Source organism: Halorubrum sp. Atlit-26R (genome assembly GCF_003666015.1).
Classification (GTDB): Archaea; Halobacteriota; Halobacteria; order Halobacteriales; family Haloferacaceae; genus Halorubrum.
This window is the reverse complement of sequence record NZ_QPLT01000005.1, coordinates 12,434-28,760: the sequence shown is the minus strand read 5'-3', so window position 1 is coordinate 28,760 and position 16,327 is coordinate 12,434. Positions and strand designations below refer to the sequence as shown.

General features: G+C 68.3%; 14 protein-coding genes. 7 read left to right on the top strand and 7 right to left on the bottom strand.

The window, feature by feature from the left end:
* The first annotated feature begins 115 nt into the window (after positions 1–115).
* Positions 116–367 carry an Hsp20/alpha crystallin family protein gene (locus DVK07_RS07060; protein WP_121596398.1) on the top strand — a complete coding sequence of 84 codons (252 nt, stop codon included), beginning with the start codon at positions 116–118 and terminating at the stop codon, positions 365–367.
* A complete protein-coding gene (locus DVK07_RS07055) occupies positions 364–2,631 on the top strand; it encodes a CDC48 family AAA ATPase (RefSeq protein WP_121596397.1) in 2,268 nt (755 codons plus the stop codon). The genes DVK07_RS07060 and DVK07_RS07055 overlap by 4 nt, the downstream gene beginning before the upstream one ends.
* 51 nt (positions 2,632–2,682) lie before the next feature.
* Here DVK07_RS07055 and DVK07_RS07050 read toward each other — a convergent pair whose 3' ends face one another.
* Positions 2,683–2,925: a hypothetical protein gene (locus DVK07_RS07050; protein ID WP_121596396.1), complete on the bottom strand. Its 243-nt coding sequence runs from the start codon at positions 2,923–2,925 to the stop codon at positions 2,683–2,685.
* 423 nt (positions 2,926–3,348) lie between these two features.
* On the opposite strand from DVK07_RS07050, the gene DVK07_RS07045 reads away from it, so the two are divergent.
* Positions 3,349–6,510 carry an adenosylcobalamin-dependent ribonucleoside-diphosphate reductase gene (locus DVK07_RS07045; RefSeq protein WP_121596395.1) on the top strand — a complete coding sequence of 1,054 codons (3,162 nt, stop codon included), beginning with the start codon at positions 3,349–3,351 and terminating at the stop codon, positions 6,508–6,510.
* Between the two features lie 653 nt (positions 6,511–7,163).
* Here the strand turns inward: DVK07_RS07045 and glnA are convergent.
* Complete coding sequence (glnA, locus tag DVK07_RS07040) at positions 7,164–8,534, bottom strand: type I glutamate--ammonia ligase (RefSeq protein ID WP_121596394.1); 1,371 nt, start codon at positions 8,532–8,534, stop codon at positions 7,164–7,166.
* A gap of 126 nt (positions 8,535–8,660) precedes the next feature.
* Between glnA and lrp the strand changes: the two genes are divergently transcribed.
* Positions 8,661–9,119, top strand: coding sequence for an HTH-type transcriptional regulator Lrp (gene lrp / locus DVK07_RS07035; RefSeq protein ID WP_004597351.1), 459 nt, complete (start codon positions 8,661–8,663; stop codon positions 9,117–9,119).
* 58 nt (positions 9,120–9,177) lie between these two features.
* Here lrp and DVK07_RS07030 read toward each other — a convergent pair whose 3' ends face one another.
* Both DVK07_RS07030 and gap read right to left on the bottom strand, forming a co-directional pair.
* Positions 9,178–10,401: a phosphoglycerate kinase gene (locus DVK07_RS07030; RefSeq protein ID WP_121596393.1), complete on the bottom strand. Its 1,224-nt coding sequence runs from the start codon at positions 10,399–10,401 to the stop codon at positions 9,178–9,180.
* A 93-nt stretch (positions 10,402–10,494) separates the two neighbouring features.
* On the bottom strand, positions 10,495–11,547 hold the full coding sequence (gene gap, locus DVK07_RS07025; protein WP_121596392.1) for a type I glyceraldehyde-3-phosphate dehydrogenase: 1,053 nt from the start codon (positions 11,545–11,547) through the stop codon (positions 10,495–10,497).
* Between the two features lie 218 nt (positions 11,548–11,765).
* On the opposite strand from gap, the gene DVK07_RS07020 reads away from it, so the two are divergent.
* The gene (locus DVK07_RS07020) at positions 11,766–12,146 is read left to right on the top strand and encodes an Hsp20/alpha crystallin family protein (RefSeq protein WP_121596391.1); all 381 of its coding nucleotides are present in this window, start codon (positions 11,766–11,768) and stop codon (positions 12,144–12,146) included.
* A gap of 15 nt (positions 12,147–12,161) precedes the next feature.
* Here the strand turns inward: DVK07_RS07020 and DVK07_RS07015 are convergent, their stop codons facing one another.
* Both DVK07_RS07015 and eif1A read right to left on the bottom strand, forming a co-directional pair.
* Positions 12,162–13,073 (bottom strand): RimK family alpha-L-glutamate ligase, encoded by a 912-nt coding sequence (locus tag DVK07_RS07015; RefSeq protein ID WP_121596390.1) that lies wholly within the window; start codon positions 13,071–13,073, stop codon positions 12,162–12,164.
* 471 nt (positions 13,074–13,544) lie between these two features.
* Positions 13,545–13,835, bottom strand: a complete 291-nt coding sequence (gene eif1A, locus DVK07_RS07005; RefSeq protein ID WP_004597376.1) for a translation initiation factor eIF-1A — start codon at positions 13,833–13,835, stop codon at positions 13,545–13,547.
* Positions 13,836–13,929: 94 nt separating this feature from the next.
* Between eif1A and DVK07_RS07000 the strand changes: the two genes are divergently transcribed.
* Together DVK07_RS07000 and DVK07_RS06995 are read left to right on the top strand one after the other, a co-directional pair.
* Complete coding sequence (locus tag DVK07_RS07000; protein WP_017343838.1) at positions 13,930–14,109, top strand: hypothetical protein; 180 nt, start codon at positions 13,930–13,932, stop codon at positions 14,107–14,109.
* 96 nt (positions 14,110–14,205) lie between these two features.
* Complete coding sequence (locus DVK07_RS06995; RefSeq protein WP_121596388.1) at positions 14,206–14,451, top strand: hypothetical protein; 246 nt, start codon at positions 14,206–14,208, stop codon at positions 14,449–14,451.
* Between the two features lie 3 nt (positions 14,452–14,454).
* Here the strand turns inward: DVK07_RS06995 and DVK07_RS06990 are convergent, their stop codons facing one another.
* Positions 14,455–16,242, bottom strand: coding sequence for a cryptochrome/photolyase family protein (locus tag DVK07_RS06990; protein WP_121596563.1), 1,788 nt, complete (start codon positions 16,240–16,242; stop codon positions 14,455–14,457).
* Positions 16,243–16,327: the final 85 nt, after the last annotated feature.

Here is a 16,327-nt window from a genome sequence, read left to right as displayed (position 1 = left end):
CGATCGGGGGCAATGAAACCCGAACCGCTACACTACCGATAGAACAGAGAAACACTCACGTCATGCGATTTTGAGCGTCAAGTTTAAATAGCCACGCGACTAACTCGTAGTTAGGATGAATCACATACAGACCCGATCGACCGGCGACGGCGCGCTGCTGCGTCGGTACGAGTACGACGACGAGTGGGTCGTCGCCGCCGATCTCGGCGTCGACGACGAGACCGTCACCGTCGACACCGTCGGCGGGACGGCGATCGTCGTCGTGGAGGGACCGGACGGGCCGGTCGAATCGGAGTTCGAGCTGCCCGGAACGGCCGCGGACGCGGCCGTGAACAACGGCGTGCTCACCGTGGAGGGCGAGCGATGAAGCTCACCGTCAAGCCGCTGAAACAGAAGGACGCCGGCCGCCGCCTCGCGGCGATCGACCGCGTCGCGGCCGACGAGCTCGGGCTCTCCGGCGGGGACATCGTCCGCGTCGAGGGCGCCGACGGGGCCGCGATCGCCCGCGTCTGGCCCGGCTACCCCGAGGACGACGGCACCGGCGTGATCCGCATCGACGGCCGCCTCCGGCAGGAGGCCGACGTGGGGATCGACGACCGGGTGACCGTCGAGGACGTGGACGTCTCTCGCGCGGACGCGGTGACGATCGCCTTCCCGAGCCAGCTGCGGGTGCGGGGCCAGATCGCCCCGTTCATCCGCGACAAGCTCTCCGGCCAGCCCGTCACGGAGGGGCAGACGATCCGGACCTCGCTCGGCTTCGGGCTGATGGGCGGGCAGTCGCAGGCGGTGCCGATGAAGATCGCCGAGACGAGCCCCGGCGGCACGGTCGTCATCACCGACGAGACCGACATCTCGATCTCCGAGATCTCCGCCGAGGAGCTCGCCGACCGCGGCGACGCCCCCGGCGGGACGGGCGAGGGCCCGGACGTCACCTACGAGGACATCGGCGGGCTCGACGACGAGCTCGAACAGGTCCGGGAGATGATCGAGCTGCCGATGCGGCACCCGGAGCTGTTCAAGCGACTCGGCATCGACCCGCCGAAGGGCGTCCTGCTCCACGGCCCGCCGGGCACGGGGAAGACGCTGATCGCGAAGGCGGTCGCCAACGAGATCGACGCGAACTTCCACACGATCTCCGGCCCGGAGATCATGTCGAAGTACTACGGCGAGAGCGAAGAGCAGCTGCGCGAGGTGTTCGAGGAGGCGTCCGAGGAGTCGCCCGCGATCATCTTCATGGACGAGCTGGACTCCATCGCGCCGAAGCGCGAGGAGGCCGGCGGCGACGTCGAACGGCGCGTCGTGGCCCAGCTCCTCTCGCTGATGGACGGGCTCGAGGAGCGCGGCGAGGTCGTCGTCATCGGGGCGACGAACCGCGTCGACGCCATCGACCAGGCGCTCCGACGGGGCGGCCGCTTCGACCGCGAGATCGAGGTCGGCGTCCCCGACCGCGACGGCCGCAAGGAGATCCTCCAGGTCCACACGCGGAGCATGCCGCTGACCGACGGGATCGACCTCGACGAGTACGCCGAGAACACCCACGGCTTCGTCGGGGCCGACCTCGAGTCGCTCGCGAAGGAGTCCGCGATGCACGCGCTGCGGCGGATCCGCCCGGAGATCGACCTCGAGAGCGACGAGATCGACGCCGACGTGCTGAACAGCATCCAGGTGACCGAGGCGGACTTCAAGGAGGCGATCAAGGGGATCGAGCCCTCCGCGCTGCGGGAGGTGTTCGTGGAGGTCCCCGACGTCACCTGGGACGACGTGGGCGGCCTCGAGGGTACCAAAGAGCGGCTCCGCGAGACGATCCAGTGGCCCTTAGAGTACCCCGAGGTGTTCGAGGAGCTCGACATGCAGGCCGCGAAGGGCGTCCTGATGTACGGCCCGCCGGGCACGGGGAAGACCCTGCTCGCGAAGGCCGTCGCCAACGAGAGCGAGTCGAACTTCATCTCGATCAAGGGGCCGGAGCTGCTGAACAAGTACGTGGGCGAGTCCGAGAAGGGCGTCCGCGAGGTGTTCAGCAAGGCCCGCGAGAACGCGCCGACGATCGTGTTCTTCGACGAGATCGACTCGATCGCGACCGAGCGCGGGAAGAACTCCGGCGACTCCGGCGTGGGTGAACGCGTCGTCTCCCAGCTGCTGACGGAGCTCGACGGGCTCGAGTCGCTGGAGGACGTGGTCGTCGTCGCGACGACGAACCGCCCGGACCTCATCGACTCGGCGCTGTTGCGCCCCGGTCGGCTCGACCGGCACGTCCACGTGCCCGTCCCCGACGAGGAGGCGCGCCGCCGGATCTTCGAGGTCCACACGCGGCACAAGCCGCTGGCGGACGACGTCGACCTCGACGCCCTCGCCCGCAAGACCGAGGGGTACGTGGGCGCCGACATCGAGGCGGTCGCCCGCGAGGCGTCGATGAACGCCTCCCGGGAGTTCATCGGCAGCGTCACGCGCGAGGAGGTCGGCGAGTCCGTCGGCAACGTCCGCGTGACGATGGCGCACTTCGACGACGCGTTAAGCGAGGTGAACCCGAGCGTCACCGCCGAGACGCGCCAACGCTACGAGGAGATAGAAAAGCGGTTCAAGCGGTCCGAGGTGGAGCGCGACGAGGCCGAGCCGGGCGCCGCGTTCCAGTAAGCCGCGCGGTCGCCTCGGTCGACGGGCGATTCTCGCCCGCGGCCGTCCTTTTTATACCAGCCCGAGCGTCGAGAGGACGTAGAACGCGGCGACGACGACGATCCCGATCGTGACGAGCCGCCACGCGAGCTTCAGCACGAACTTGCCGACGACGATTATCAGCGCGACGGCGACGAGGGCGACCAGCAGCTGGCCGACCTGACTGCCGAGCAGCGCGGCCTGTGCCGGCGCGGCGAGTCCCGCGAGCGCGAGCGACGGTGCGGTCATGTCCGGCTCCACGGCGACGCCGGGCATAAGCTTGTGGGACGAGGGCGGATCCAGTTGTCGAATTTTGACATATCCGCGGCAAGAACCGCGTCGAGTCCGGACGCGCGCTCGGCGGGGCGACGAGCGAGGGAGGGCAAGCGCCGGGTATCGACGGGCTATCACCGCCCGGCAACCCCCCTTCTGTTCCGGTGGGAGACCGCTCTCGTACCGCGGTTTAGTCGGTTGGAGATCAGTTTCACTCCGGTCTGCCTACGCTTATGTGTCCGGAGTCCGTTTCTTACCGACGTACCGGATTCAGCGTCAGACGCACCTGACCGACGTTACATACCGAATCGGACACGTAGATGCCGGGCGGGTCCGAACATCCGAACCTACAAGGGCCCGCCTCGCCAGTACACCAACACTACAGATGATCCATATCCCACGCCAAGCCAGCGGGGTGGCCGCCGAATGAGCAGCGACGGCGTCTCCGCCGACGGAGTCGAACTGCCGATCAAACGAACCACGGGCGACACCATGGAGGAGCGGCTCACGGGCAACGCCTACGAGAACATCCTGCCCGCGCGCTACCTCCGGAAGAACGCTGACGGCGAGCCGGACGAGGACCAGGAGGAGCTGTTCGACCGCGTCGCGCGCAACGTCGCGCTCGCGGAGGCCGTCTTCGAGGCCGAGAAGCAGGGCGTCGAGGTCACGGTCACGCCCGACCAGCTGAAGCCCGATCACCCCCGGCGCGACGAGCTCGCCGAGGAGGTCTTCGGCGCTGGCACGACCGCCGCGGACGAGGCGGAGACGACGCTCACCGCCCACAACGTCAACAAGTTCGCGTACGAGACGGTCGTCCCCGAACTGCCCGAGGGCGTTCGCGACCACGTCGAGGCGACCGCCGAGACGTTCCGTCAGGGGATGGAGTCGCTCTCCTTCATGCCGAACTCCCCCACCCTGATGAACGCGGGCGACGAGCTCCAGCAGCTCTCCGCCTGCTTCGTCGACTCGCCGGGCGACGACATCACCGACATCCACCAGACCGCCAAGGAGGCGGCCGAGGTGTTCCAGTCCGGCGGCGGCATGGGGTACGCGTTCTGGAAGCTCCGCCCCTACGGCGACTCCGTCGGCTCCACGGGCGGCATCGCCTCCGGCCCCATCACGTTCATGCGGACGTTCGACCAGATGTGCGAGACGATCGCGCAGGGCGGCGCGCGCCGCGGCGCCCAGATGGGCGTCATGCGCATCTCGCACCCCGACGTCATCCAGTTCATCCACGCGAAGAACAAGGACGTCTCCCTCGCGCACTCGCTGCGCCTGAACGACCCCGACGACTTCACGCACAACTCCTTCGCGGACGCCTTAGAGGAGGCCCGCGAGCTCATCGACGAGGACGGCAAGGTGCCCGAGCACCTCCGGAACGCGGTCGAGGGACACCTCTCGAACTTCAACATCAGCGTCGGCGTCACCGACGACTTCATGGCGGCGCTGGAGAACGGCGAGGAGTTCACCTTCACCAACCCGCGCACGGAGGAGCCCCACGTCGCCACCCCCGAGACGAAAGAGCTCTACGACATGTTCGGCCTCGGCGAGCACGTCGAGGTGGGCGAGGAGCTCTCCGTCCCCGCGGCCGAGATCTGGGACCACATGATCGAGGGCGCCCACGAGAACGGCGAGCCGGGCGTGGTCTACCTCGAGCGGATCAACAAGGAGCACTCCTTCGACGTCGAGGAGCACCCGGACCACCGGATCCTCGCGACGAACCCCTGCGGCGAGCAGCCGCTGGAGGAGTACGAGGCCTGTAACCTCGGGCACATCAACCTCTCGACGGTCGCCGACCTCGACGCGCCCGACTGGCGCGTCTGGTCCGACGAGCACGCCGACGAGTACGACTCCGAGGCGGCCGCCGTCGAGGCGTTCCTCGAAGAGGCGATCGACTTCGAGGAGTTCGAAGAGCGGATCGCGTACGGCACCCGCTTCCTCGAGAACGTCGTCACGATGTCCGACTTCCCGGTCGAAGAGATCGAAGAGAAGGTCCGGGACATGCGGAAGATCGGGCTGGGCATCATGGGGCTCGCGCAGCTGTACGTCCAGCTCGGCGTCCGCTACGGCTCCGAGTCGGGCAACGAGATCGCCCGGCAGCTGATGACCCACATCAACCACGAGTCGAAGCTCGCCTCCCACGAGCTCGCCGAGGAGCGCGGGACGTTCAACGACTGGGCGGACTCGAAGTACGCGAACCCGACCGAGCACCGCGACTGGTTCGAGCACTACACCGGGCTCGACGCCGACGAGTGGGAAGACGGCTTCCCGATCCGCAACCACAACACGACGACGATCGCCCCCACGGGCACGACGTCGATGATCGGCAACACGACCGGGGGCTGCGAGCCCATCTACAACGTCGCCTACTACAAGAACGTCTCCGACGACGTCCAGGGCGACGAGATGCTCGTCGAGTTCGACGACTACTTCCTGCGCACCTTGGAGGCCAACGACGTCGACGTCGACGCCGTCAAGCGGGAGGCGCAGGAGCAGATGGCCGAGAACGCGTTCGACGGCGTCGAGGGGCTCGACACCGTGCCGGACGCGATCGGCGAGCTGTTCGTCGTCACCGGCGACCTCTCCGCGAAGGACCACGCGGGCGTTCAGGTCGCCTGTCAGAAGGGCGTCGACTCCGCCATCTCGAAGACGGTGAACGCGCCCAACGACTCCACGCTGGGCGACGCCAAGGAGGTCTTCGAGTACATCTACGAGAACGGCGGCAAGGGCGTCACCTACTACCGCGACGGCACCCGCTCGAAGCAGGTGCTCACGACGCGGGCGCAGAACGCGGAGTTCGCCGACGAGAGCGAGGCCGCCGAGACGATCGTCGAGCAGATCGGCGAGGTGTTCGGCGGGATCGAGGCGTTCCTCGACAACGAGGACGTCCAGGCCGCGATCGACGCGGAGATCTCGGACCTGCTCGAAACGACGGAGCAGCCGCGGATCGACTACAGCGAGCGGAGCCCGCGCCCCGACTCCCTGAACGGCGTCACCCAGCGCGTCGAGACGGGCTACGGCAAGCTGTACGTCACCATCAACGAGGACGAGAACGGGCTGCCGTTCGAGCTGTTCGCGAACATCGGCCACTCCGGCGGCTACACCAACTCCTTCACGGAGGCGCTCGCGAAGGTCATCTCGACGGCGCTCCGCTCGGGCGTCGACCCCGAGGAGATCGTGGACGAGCTCCAGGGCACCCGGAGCCCGAAGGTCGCCTGGGATAAGGGCGAGCAGATCCAGTCGATCCCGGACGCCATCGGCACCGCGCTGCGGCGCTACCTCGACGACGACGTCGACAAGGGGATCCCCCAACAGCAGAGCCTCGACGACGTCGAGGAGAGCGCGGCGGGCGCGAGCCCCCCGAGCCAGACCGACGGCGGCGCGGTCGACGCTGGCACGGCGACCGACGCCCCGAGCGCGGACGCCCCCGGTCCGGCGGCGGAAGACGACGCCGCCGGCGCCGACGACTCGACCCAGGAGCTCATCGCGGCGGGCGAGTCGCCCGAGTGCCCCGAGTGCGGCGGCATGAACCTCTACTACTCCGAGGGCTGCAAGACGTGCGAGTCGTGCGGCTGGTCGGAGTGTTAGACGGCCCGAACTGGCGGTAGCAGCGCTTTCGGAGCGGTTTTTTGCGGTTCGCACGAACGCGATCGATACCGGGAGTACGTGTAGTACGTCGTGAGTGAGATCGTTTATAAAGAGAATTGAGATGTTGCTATCGGCTGCTTATAAATGGCTGACGCTGCTGCGGCGAGTGCCTCCAAAGCCCCAGCCGTCGAGGGCGGGGTACGCTCGCTGCGCTCCTCATTCGGTCGCTTCGCTCCCTCATTCCGGTGCTTACGTCGCCTACCTCGCCCTCGACGGCTGCCCCTTTGAGTCCCACCCCGCACAGCGACCGCACCCCACGCCTCCCCAGCCTCGTCAGCCGGCCTCCGCTTCGCTCCGGCCGGCTGACTCCCTCGCGCGTGCTCCTCGCGGCCGCCGGGGGCGGCCGCTCGCAGGCACGCGCCGACCCCACTCTCTTTTATAAGCGATCGTCGGCACCGCTGGCGACTATTTAAACGTCGAATCGCTGCTACGATCTGCGATACTCACTCTCGCAATCGATCGGCCGTCGGGTTCACGCGCTCGCCGGGGGACGAACCGCTACCGCTCGAAAAACGCACGACGAAGCGAGACCGGACGGTGCGAGAAAGCCGGAGAGAGCGAAAGAAATCGAAAATTTAGGCCGCGCCGTCGCCTTAGAACGTCTCCAGGTAGCGGTCCTCCTCCCACTCCGACACCTGGGTGAGGTACTCGCTGAACTCCTGGGACTTCGCCTCGGCGAACTTCTCGGAGGTGTGCGGGCCGAGCGCGTCCTGCAGCACCTCGTCTTCCTCTAACTCCTCGACGGCGGCGCCGAGGTTCGGCGGCAGCGTCTCGATGCCGTACTCCTGGCGCTTCTCGTCGTCGAACTCGTAGATGTCCTCGCGGACCGGGTCGCCCGGGTCGGCGCCGGTCTTGATCCCGTCGAGGCCGGCGGCGATGAGCGACGCCATCCCGAGGTATGGGTTACAGGACGGGTCGGGGCTGCGGACCTCGAAGCGCGCGGAGACGCCCGCGGCGTCGGGGACGCGGACGAGCGCCGAGCGGTTCGTGTCGGACCAGGCGACGTAGATGGGCGCCTCGTAGCCGGGCACCAGGCGCTTGTAGGAGTTCACGGTCGGGTTCGTCACGGCCGTGAACGCGGGCGCGTGGTTCAGGATGCCGCCCATGAACTGGTAGGCGGTCTCGCTCAGGTTGAACTCGTCGGCGTCGTCGGCGAACGCGTTGCCGTCCTCGTCGAACAGCGAGATGTGGCTGTGCATGCCCGAGCCGTTGATGTCGGCGATGGGCTTGGGCATGAACGTCGCGTGGAGGTCGTGCTGCTCGGCGACCGCGCGGACGACGGCGCGGAACGTCGCGATGTTGTCCGCGGTCGTGAGCGCGTCGTCGTACTTGAAGTTGATCTCGTGTTGGCCCTCGGCGACCTCGTGGTGGGAGGCCTCGATCTCGAAGCCCATCTCCTCTAAGGTGAAGATGATCTCCTTGCGCACGTCGGACGCGAGGTCCTTCGGGGCGAGATCGAAGTAGCCGCCGTTGTCGTGGGGGATCGTGGTCGCGTTGCCGTCGTCGTCCTTCTCGAACAGGAAGAACTCCGGCTCCGGGCCGATCGAGACGGAGTAGCCCATCTCCTCGGCCTCCTCGAGAACGCTCTTGAGGACCTGCCGCGGGCCGCCGACGAAGGGCTCGCCCTCGGTGGTCACGATGTCACAGATGAGCCGCGCGGCGCCGCTGTCGCCTTCGCCGTCGCTGCGCCACGGGAGCACCGCGAACGTGTCGGGGTCGGGGACGAGCCGCATGTCCGACTCCTGGATGCGCACGAACCCCTCGATGGAGGAGCCGTCGAAGTAGATACCCTCGGTGAACGCCTTCTCCGCCTGATGGGCGGGGACGGAGACGTTCTTCACGACGCCGAGGATGTCGGTGAACTGGAGCCGCAGGAAGTCGACGTTTCTCTCCTCGATCTCGTCGAGCACCGCCTGTTCCTCGGCCGTGAGGCCGCCGTCCGGTTTCGCGTGTTCGTCCGTCATGTTCTGGACGCTTCATTCCTTATCTGCCAGTATAAAGGCCTTATCGCTTGGCGCATGAACCGCCGGACAGGCAAAACTGCTGGACGTTCGTAAAATTCTAAACCCCCGAAAGCGTGGTTGGGTGTGATGACGTACGAAAACCTCGACGCGAAGCTTATCAACTCGCTGCTCAGCAACGGCCGCGCGAGCCTCCGGAGCCTGGGCGACGAGCTCGACGTCTCGGTGACGACCGTTTCGAACCACCTCCGCGACCTCGAAGAGGAGGGCGTGATCCGGGGGTACACCCCCGTCGTCGACTACGACAAGCTCGGCTACGACGTGACGGCCGTGCTCCAGCTCAAGGTCGAGGGGAGCGCGCTGCCGGACGTCACCGAGAAGCTGCGCCAGGAGAAACAGATGGTGAGCGTCTACGAGGTCACGGGCGACTACGACGTGATCGCCATCGGGAAGTTCACCGACACGGACGGGATGAACGACCAGATCAAGTCGATCCTCACGGACGCGGACATCCGGGAGTCGAACACGAGCGTCGTCCTCAACGCGGTCACGGAGAACGAGCAGTTCGACCTCGACGTCGAGGAGTAATTCGACCGGTCGCCCGGCTCGAACGCCCGCCCCGCTCCGTCGAGCCCGATCCGCCCTTCTACTGCCGTTCCGCCGCCGCCTCCAGGACCTCCACCGCCGGGAGCGGCTCGCCGGTCAGCGCGCGGATGTACGCGCCGCCCGCGATGGAGACGTGCGAGAAGTCGCCCTCGTCCATGCCGTACATCTCGATGGCCCGCGAGGTGTCGCCGCCGCCGACGACCGAGAAGCAGTCCGTCTCCGCGATGGCTTCGAGGACGCCGACGGTGCCGTCGGCGAACCGCTCGTCCTCGAAGACGCCGAGCGCGCCCTTCACGAAGACGGCGTCGGACTCGCGGATCGCCGGCTCGTAGTCCGCGACCGTCGCCGAGCCGACGTCGAGGTAGCCCGTCTCCTTCTCGTCGATCTCGTCGACCGCGACCTCGGCGCGCTCGCCGTCCTCCCCCTCGTACGCGAGGTCGCTCGCGAGCCGAATCGCGTCGCCACGCTCGTCGAGGACCGACTCGATCAGCTCGCGGTTCTCCGCCCACTGCTCGTCGAACAGGTCCATGTCGCCCACGTCGTGACCGACCGGGTGGCCCGCGGCGCGTAAGAAGAGCTCGCCCGCGACGCCGCCGAGGAGGAATCGGTCGACCTTCTCGTCTAAGGCGTCCATCACGCCGACCACGTCGGTCGCCTTCGTCCCGCCGACGACCATCGTGACGGGGCCGTCGAACTCGCGGGTGGCGATGGCGGTGTTCGCCTCGTACTCCGTCTCCATCACGCGGCCCGCGTAGGCGGGGAGGACGAGCGGGAAGCCGACCAGCGAGGCGTGTTTCCGATGCGCCGCCGAGTACGCGTCGTTGACGTACGCGTCGAAGCGCGGCGCGAGCGCCTCGACGAACGCCGTCTCCGCCTTCTCCTCGGGCGACGCCTCCGGGAGCTCGTCGTCGCACATGCGGGTGTTCTCTAAGAGGAGAATCTCGCCCGCGCCGAGCGCGTCGATCGCCGCCAGCGCCTCGTCGCCGTACGTGTCGGCAACGAACCCCACGTCGCGGCCGACGTGGTCGGCGAGGATCTCCGCGTGACCGGCGAGCGACGTGAAGTCGTCGCGGCCGGGCCGACCCTGGTGGGCCATGAGCACGACGCGGTGGCCGGTGTCGGCCAGTTCGCGGACCGTCTCCGCGTGGCGCTCGAACCGGCGGTTGTCCTGCGGTTCGCCGTCCTCGATCGGGGAGTTGAGGTCGAGCCGAACGAGGACGCGTTTGTCTGCCGGGAGGTCGTCGATGGTGTCGAAGGTGGGCATGGGTGAGTGGTCGTCGATGAGGTATTTAAGCGGTTGTCCTCCGAAGGAACGTTTCCGTCGAAAAACGGTCCGAACGGGTCCGGGAGGCGGCGCTTACGCCTCGTCCTGAACGTACGCGGCCATGTCGAGCATCCGGTTCGAGAAGCCGTACTCGTTGTCGTACCAGGTGAGGATCTTCAGCAGCTTCCCGCCCGCGATGACGTTCGTCGACTGGAGATCGACGTAGCTGGAGAAGGGGAGGCCGACGATGTCCGAGGAGACGACCTCGTCGTCGGTGTAGCCGAGGACGCCCGCGAGCGGGCCGGAGTCGGCGGCGTCGCGGAAGGCGGCGTTGACCTCCTCCGCGGTGACGTCCTCGTCGAGGCTGACGACGAACTCGGTGATCGAGCCCGTCGGGACCGGGACGCGCATCGCCATCCCGTCGATCTTCCCCTCGAGCTGCGGGAGGACCTCCTGGGCGGCGCCCGCGGCGCCGGTCGAGGTGGGGACGATGTTCTCGGCGGCCGCGCGGCCGCGGCGGCGCTTGCTCATGGGGCCGTCGATGAGGGCCTGCGAGCCGGTGTAGGCGTGGACGGTGGTGAGGGTGCCGGCGTCGATGCCGAACTCCGCGTCGAGCACCTTCGCGACCGGCGTGATGGAGTTCGTGGTACAGGAGGCGTTCGAGACCACGTCGTCGCCCTCGTACTCGTCGTGGTTGACGCCGTAGACGAGCTGTTTGACCGGCTTCTCGCCCTTCGGGGGCGCCGAGATGATCACGGTGTCCGCGCCGCCGTCGAGGTGCGCGCTCGCGTCGTCGCGGGTGCGGAAGATCCCCGTACACTCCAAGGCGACGTCGACGTCGAGGTCGTCCCACGGGAGGTCGGCGGGGTCCTGAACGTTGAACAGCGGGACCGAGGTGCCGCCGACCGTCAGTTCGTCGCCGTCGCGCTCGACGCCGTCGAGCCGCCCCATGACGGTGTCGTACTTCGCGAGGTACCCCATGTCGTCGAAGTCCATCACGTCGTTGATCCCGACGAGCTCGATCCGCGGGTGCTCTACCACCGCGCGGAACACGTTGCGCCCGATGCGACCGAAGCCGTTGAGCCCCACCCGCACGACCTCGTCGTCGCTCACGTTGTCACCGGCAGCCAGATACGATTTACTCATGTTCGAAAAAAGCGAGCCGCAACTACTTAAATCCGGCCCAGTCACGTCGAGACCGTCATAATCGTTGGAATTTGTTACGATCGGTTCGCTCGCCCGAGGTCGAGGGCGAGCGGTCGCCGCGATCTACGCTCGGTCGACGACTCCCCGGTTCCGGGCGGATACCGGCCGATACGGCGACCGACAGAAGGCTTATCGGGGTCACCGACCTCACGGGAGATATGGACAGAGACGACCGCGACGATCCGTTCGGAGACTTCTTCGAGGAGATCGAGCGGATGATGAACGAGATGGCCAGCGGCGACGCCCCGTCGGCCGACGACGCGGGGTTCGGCTCCGACACCCACGTCGACGCGTACACCACCGAGGAGTCGGTGCGCCTCGTCGCCGACCTCCCCGCCGTCGAGAAGGAGGACCTCTCGCTGCGCTGCGACGGCGACGCGCTCACCATCTCGGCCGTCTCCGACCGGCGCGAGTACGACGAGACGGTTGAGCTCCCCGCGCCCGTCGACGAGCACTCCGCGGACGCGACGTTCAACAACGGCGTCTTGGAGGTCGCGTTCGACCGCGACGACGACAGCGCGTCGATCGACTTGGTCTGAAGCGGTCGCCCGTTTTTACGCTGTTTCTGCCGTCCGCCGGATCAGCGCCGCGAACCGGTCGTAGAAGTCGTCCGCGTACTTCGTCGCGGCGTCGACGGTCGGGCGCGCGTTCGTCTCGTTGACGACGAGCCGGTCGTCGGTCGCGAGCAGGTCGACGCCGAAGTAGTCGATTCCGAGCGTCTCGGCCGCGCGCTCCGCGAGGTCGCGCGCCTCGGGGTCCAACTCGACCCCCTCGGCCGTCGCGCCGCGGTGGACGTTGTGTTTCCACCGCCCCGCCGCGAGCGCGTCGTCGTCGAGCACGCGTTCGACCGCCCCCGCGTACGCGCCGTCGACGACCATCGCGCGGTAGTCGCGCGCGTCGGGGAGGTACTCCTGGATCAGGAACGACTTGTCCCCGGTGGCGCGGTAGTCGTGGATCAGGTTCAGGTAGTCGACGACGCCCAGAAGCGAGTCGAGGTCGGTCGCGGTCGCGACGCCCACCCCGCGGGTCGCGGAGTTCGGCTTCACGACGACCGGGTAGGAGAACTCCTCGGCGGCGTCGACGACGACCGACTCGTCGACGGGGTTCGACACGAGCGTCGTCTTCGGCGTCGGGAGCCCGGCGGCCGACAGTCGCGCCAGCACGCCCGCCTTGTTGCGCGAGGCGACGACCGCGTCGCGGCCGTTCACCCACGGGACGCCGAGGCGCTCGTCGACGACCGCCCCCTCCATCAGGCGGGTGGGGTAGACGAGGCCGACGTCGAACCCCGCGAACTCCTCGGGGTCGGCCGCGGCGTCGCCCGCGTCGCCCGCGCCCGGCTCCCCGCCCGACACCCGGAGCGCCCGCTCTTTCGCCCGGACGTGGCCGACCTCGATGCCGCGGTCCGCGAGCGGCTCGCGCACGCGCTCGAACGTCTCCGCGTCGGTGGTCATCGCGAGCCGGAGCATAGCGTCGTTGGGGGCTGTTCGGACTTAAAAACCGCGCGAGCGGTGCGTGGCGGCGACACGAACGCGTTACGAAATGCGGTGGCGCGCGCCTGCGAGGCCGCCCCGCGGCCGAGCAGCGCCGCGCGAGGGAGTCAGTCGCCCGAAGCGGAGCGAGGGCGACTGACGAGGCTGGGGAGGCGTGAGGTGCTGTGCGGAGCGGTGCGGGGCGGGACTCAAAGGGGCAGCCGCGAGGCGGGCGCAGACGAAGTAAGCACCGCAGGGAGCGAGTGAAACGAGCGACCGAGGAGCACAGCGAGTGTGCGCCCGCCTCGCGGCTGGGGCTTTGGAGGTCTTTCCCGTCGATCAGTGGCCAGCCACGTATAGCCGAGCGGTTGGGGCTTTGGAGGTGGTCGAGATCGTTCTGGAGTCAGCTATTTATAAACGAGCGGCTGAGGGTCCGGCGGTGTTAACTGCCGATCCGCGCTCACTGACTTACTGTAAGTGGCCTTCCTCGCGGAGCTGTTCCGCCTCGCTCTTCTCGTAGCGCCACGAGATGTCGGCCTTCTCGTCCTGCCAGTCCCACGGCTCGACGAGGACGATGTCGTCTTCCCGGATCCACACGCGCTTTTGCATCCGGCCGGGGATGCGCGCGGTTCGCTGTTTCCCGTCCGCGCAGCGCACCTTGACGCGGTTCGCGCCGAGCATCTCGACGACCTCCGCGAACACCTCGTCGTCGTCGGGCATCCGGAGGTCGTTCCGACCGCCGCCGTCTCCGTTGCTCATGCGTACGCGGTGATACGCGTTCGCGGAAATAAAAGGGCCGCTCTCCGCTGCGAAATCATCTCCTTTTAAGCACGACCGAGAACCACCCGACGACATGCGCGACACTCTGGGTCTCGAAGGCATCGCCGGGGTTCTCGTCGTCTTCGTCGCGGTCGGCATCATCGCCGTCCGCGATCCCGTCATCGCCGGCGCCGTACTGCTCCTCATCGCCGGCCTCGCCCTGATCGCGAAGGGGCTCGTCGACACTGCCATGCGCTCGTTCGGGCTGAAGTGACCGCACGCGACCCGGACGCCTCGGCCGTCGTCGACGCCCGCTCGGCGTTCACCGTTCTCTCGAAAGACTCATAATCACCGGCCGTTCCCCTCGGGTATGGTCGAAGTACCTGCCGTCGCGGTCGAACTCGTCGAACTCCTCGCCGTCACCCTCGGTGCCGGCGCGGCCGCCGCGGTCGGCGTCGTCCTCGAACGCTTCGGGCTCTCGGCGGTCTCGGGCGGTGAGCTCGTTCTCGGCGCCTGGGCCGTCGGCATGGGGCTGCTCGCGCTGTACGTCGGCGTCGTCGCGCTCGGCTACGAGCAGGCGCTCCCGCGGCTGCGTCAGCTCGCGAGCGGCGAGTAACGCCTACAACTCCCCGTCCGCCGCCTTCTCTCGCACTCGGTCCGCGCGCTCGCGGATCGACTCCCACTCCGCGTCGTCCTTGCCGTCGACGTGCGAGTACATCAGCCCCATCCGCCCGGTGCCGCGCAGCGTCTCCTCGTTCTCCTTTAAGAAATCCCAGTAGAGCGCGTTGAACGGGCAGGCGCCCTCGCCCGTGGTCCGCGAGACGGCGTACCGGCAGTCCGCGCAGTGGTCGCTCATCCGGTTGACGTAGCTTCCGGAGGAGGCGTACGGCTTCGAGGAGAGCACGTCCGTGCCGAACGACCCCATCGCGACGACGTTCGGCGTCGTCACCCAGTGGTACGCGTCGACGAACCCGAGGTGGAACCACTCGTTCAGTTCCGCGGGGTCGGCGCCGTAGACGAGCGCGAAGTTCGACAGCACCATCAGCCGCTCGATGTGGTGGGCGTAGCCGTACTCGCGGACGTGACCGACCGCCTCCGAGAGACACCGCATGTCGGTGTCGCCGTCCCAGTACGCGGGCGGCAGGTCCCGCTCCTGCTCTAATCGGTTCGCGTCGGCCAACTCGGGCATCGCCTCGCGGTAGACGTGGCGCACGAACTCCCGCCAGCCGATCACCTGCCTGACGAACCCCTCCGCGGCGTTGAGTGGGACGGGGGCAGGCTCCTCGCGCGTCGCCGCTTCCGTCTCCTCCTCGGCACCGTCGCCCGCGCCCTCGCCCGCGTCGTCACCGAACTCGTCGAGCGACGTCGCCGCCGCACCCGCGCCGACCTCGCCGTGCTCGGCGGGGTCGTACCCGCCCGGCCCGACGCCGCGCTCCGCGTAGGCGCGCTCGACCGCCCGCACCGGTTCGCGCGGGTCGAGCAGCCCGAGGTTGATCGCGGGCGAGAGCAGCGAGTGCGACAGGAACGGCTCGCCGCCGACCATCGCGTCCTGATACCGACCGAACGCGGGGAGCCCCTCGCGCACGAAGCGGTCGAGCGCCTTTAGGGCCGCCTCGCGCGTGACCGGCCACGCGAACCCGTCGAGCGAGTCGTTCCCCCACGTGTCGAACCGGTCGCACACCCACGCGTGGGTCTCGCGGGTCAGCTCGTCCGGCCCGAACGCCGGCCGCCCGGGCGGCTCCCAGTCGTCCGGCGGCGTCTCCTGATTCAGGTCGTCGTAGTTCCACTCGCCGCCGACCGGCTCGCCGTCGTCCATCAGCACGCCCGTCTCGCGGCGGACGTGACGGTACCAGTGCTCCTGCCGGTACGTTCGCTCGGCGGCCCCGTCGGCGCCGACGAGCGGTCCGTCGCCATCCTCGTCGCCGCCGTCGCCCTCCTCGCCCCCGGTCCACTCGCGCCAGTCGCTCGGCGTCGTCCAGAACAGCTCGTTGTCGACGAGTTCGAGGGTCCCGCCGCGCTCGGCGACCAGTTCGCGGAGCCGCTCGCCGGCGCCGTGGCTCGCCGGGCGCATGAGTCGCAGATGCGGGCTGTCGTCGCCGTCACCGTCGCCGTCCTCGCCGTCGCCGTCCCGGCCGCCCGTTTCCGCCCGTCGCTCCGCGAAGAACTCGTCGAGCCCCTCGCCGAACGACTCGGCCCGCACGTACGTCACGTCGCGGCCGCGCTCGCGGAGCTCGTCGCGGAAGTGCCGCATCGCCGAGAACACGAGCGTCAGCTTGTGGGCGTGGTACGGCTTCCGGTCGGCGAACCCGTGCGCCTCGATCAGCAGCACGTCGTCGGCCGCGTCGAGGACGTCGAGGTCGGGATTGAGCTGGTCGCCGAGCAGCCAGCAGGTCGTCCGGTCGCTCACGACGGGACTCAGGTGCGCGAGCGGCATAGCTCCGGCGGCGCGCGCGGCGTCCGCCGTCTCCGATCGCTCCGTCGTCGCCGCATCC

Excerpts from the sequence above, each read along its gene's own strand:
- DVK07_RS07060 (WP_121596398.1), top strand. The coding sequence starts at position 116 with ATGAATCACATACAGACCCGATCGACCGGCGACGGCGCGCTGCTGCGT.
- DVK07_RS07030 (WP_121596393.1), bottom strand. The coding sequence starts at position 10,401 with ATGCCCACCTTCGACACCATCGACGACCTCCCGGCAGACAAACGCGTC.
- lrp (WP_004597351.1), top strand. The coding sequence starts at position 8,661 with ATGACGTACGAAAACCTCGACGCGAAGCTTATCAACTCGCTGCTCAGC.
- DVK07_RS07015 (WP_121596390.1), bottom strand. The coding sequence starts at position 13,073 with ATGCTCCGGCTCGCGATGACCACCGACGCGGAGACGTTCGAGCGCGTG.
- DVK07_RS06995 (WP_121596388.1), top strand. The coding sequence starts at position 14,206 with ATGGTCGAAGTACCTGCCGTCGCGGTCGAACTCGTCGAACTCCTCGCC.
- DVK07_RS07020 (WP_121596391.1), top strand. The coding sequence starts at position 11,766 with ATGGACAGAGACGACCGCGACGATCCGTTCGGAGACTTCTTCGAGGAG.
- DVK07_RS07045 (WP_121596395.1), top strand. The coding sequence starts at position 3,349 with ATGAGCAGCGACGGCGTCTCCGCCGACGGAGTCGAACTGCCGATCAAA.
- eif1A (WP_004597376.1), bottom strand. The coding sequence starts at position 13,835 with ATGAGCAACGGAGACGGCGGCGGTCGGAACGACCTCCGGATGCCCGAC.
- gap (WP_121596392.1), bottom strand. The coding sequence starts at position 11,547 with ATGAGTAAATCGTATCTGGCTGCCGGTGACAACGTGAGCGACGACGAG.
- DVK07_RS07050 (WP_121596396.1), bottom strand. The coding sequence starts at position 2,925 with ATGCCCGGCGTCGCCGTGGAGCCGGACATGACCGCACCGTCGCTCGCG.
- DVK07_RS07000 (WP_017343838.1), top strand. The coding sequence starts at position 13,930 with ATGCGCGACACTCTGGGTCTCGAAGGCATCGCCGGGGTTCTCGTCGTC.
- DVK07_RS07055 (WP_121596397.1), top strand. The coding sequence starts at position 364 with ATGAAGCTCACCGTCAAGCCGCTGAAACAGAAGGACGCCGGCCGCCGC.
- glnA (WP_121596394.1), bottom strand. The coding sequence starts at position 8,534 with ATGACGGACGAACACGCGAAACCGGACGGCGGCCTCACGGCCGAGGAA.